Below are 1,676 nucleotides of genomic sequence, written 5' to 3'. Positions count from 1 at the left end.
GGACGCCACTGAAAAAGTGGTAAGTTTAGTATCGCAGGGCGTCAAATATGTGAAAAAATGTTCCTTGATAATAAAATATTGCTAAAATAGTGTTTTGAGGGATGCAAAATCTACCCTTTTGAGAGATGAATTTTCCTATTCTTCCTCATTTGGGCAGACTTCTCCCTTTAGTTTTAAAATTCGTTTTAAATTGACTGCAAATATTGATACTGCTCCTTGAAGTTGCATGTTTGATAGTCCAGCAGCATCACAACGACTATATCCGTGTATATTTTTTAATTCACTATTTTTTGCCTCTATCATATAGCGGGTTTTGAAACGTTCCTTGAAATATTGTGTTTTTTGAAACGCTTCTTGATTTTTATGATAATCCGATTTAATAGTGATACTATACGTTTTGGTTTTTGCATTTTCTTTATAGCAGCCATTACGATAAGGACAGACATGGCATTTATTAATATCGAAAAAATATTTGATACGTGTATTCTTTTTCTGATTACTACGTTTGTCAATTCGATATTTTATAGCCAAATGCCCCGCTGGGCACTGCATGGTATCCGCATCTTTATTAAAGATAAAGCCGTCCTCTGAACGAGTCCCTTTTATGATGCTCGGGTTAAGCTTTGAAATTAATTTATAGTCATTGCTTTGTGCGTCTTTTAAATTTTCCAGTGTGGAATATGCGGTATCTGCTATTACTTCATTAACGGTTGCACCTGCTACTTTACTTTTTTGAACCAGTACTGGAAGTTCCTGACCATCAAATGCTTCGCCGGATGTGATTGTTGCTGCTGTGATAATCCGTTCATCTGTCATGGCCAAATGAGTTTTGTATCCGTAAAAAGAAGAATTGACCGTTTTATGGCCAATCCGGGCATCCGGGTCAATGGATTGATCATAACAATCAATCTGATTATCCAAAATTTCGGATAACATAGAAGATTCTTCTTTAATCGTTGGCAGTTCTGAATACGGACTTTCCTGAACTGTGTTTAATAATTCATGACAGTATTCATTATACTCATCTAAAGAAGCTCGTTTTTCAGGTTCATCTGGCAGATAAATGTCTTTATCAGAATCTTTTAAAGCTGCTTTTAAAGAAGTAGAGGCTTTTTTCAACATTTCTCTCTGAGTAGTTTTATGATAACGGGCTTCTGTATGAGTTGAGTCAACAATTATAGTATTGCTTTTTAAAACACCTTGATTTATGGCAAGTTCTACACTTTTATTTATGAGCAGATCAAGTATATTTTCATCTTTTAAACGCTGCTTTCTGAATTTGGTTAAAAGACTAGGATGGATAACCTCTTCTTCTGGCGTTAATTCCAGAAAATATTTAAAAGACATATCATATCGTGATCTTTCAACAACACCATTATCAGAAAGGTTATAAAGATATTTTAAAAGCAGATATTTAAATAGCAATATAGGGTTTTTTGCATTACGTCCATTATCAAGGCAATATTTATTTTTTAATTCATCATATATAAAAGAAAAATCGACCAATTCCCTGATTTTTCTTAGAATATGATCTTTTGGAACAATCATGTCATATAAATCTGAATAATAACTAAGGCCAAGTTTAAGTTGGGATGATAACATTTCAACCTCCGACAATTATGATACCTTAATTATATCAGATATATGATTTTACGACCACTTTTTCAGTGGCGTCC

1 protein-coding gene is annotated in these 1,676 nt (G+C 33.5%); it reads right to left on the bottom strand.

Annotation, left to right across the window (positions count from 1 at the left end):
- Positions 1-135: 135 nt before the first annotated feature.
- Positions 136-1,602 (bottom strand): IS1182 family transposase, encoded by a 1,467-nt coding sequence (locus tag LG34_RS14160; protein WP_109215143.1) that lies wholly within the window; start codon positions 1,600-1,602, stop codon positions 136-138.
- Between the last annotated feature and the right edge of the window lie 74 nt (positions 1,603-1,676).

It is taken from the genome of Eubacterium ramulus (genome assembly GCF_003122485.1).
Lineage (GTDB): Bacteria > Bacillota > Clostridia > Lachnospirales > Lachnospiraceae > Eubacterium_I > Eubacterium_I ramulus_A.
The sequence above is the reverse complement of the archived record's forward strand: the minus strand, read 5'-3'. Positions and strand labels throughout refer to the sequence as shown.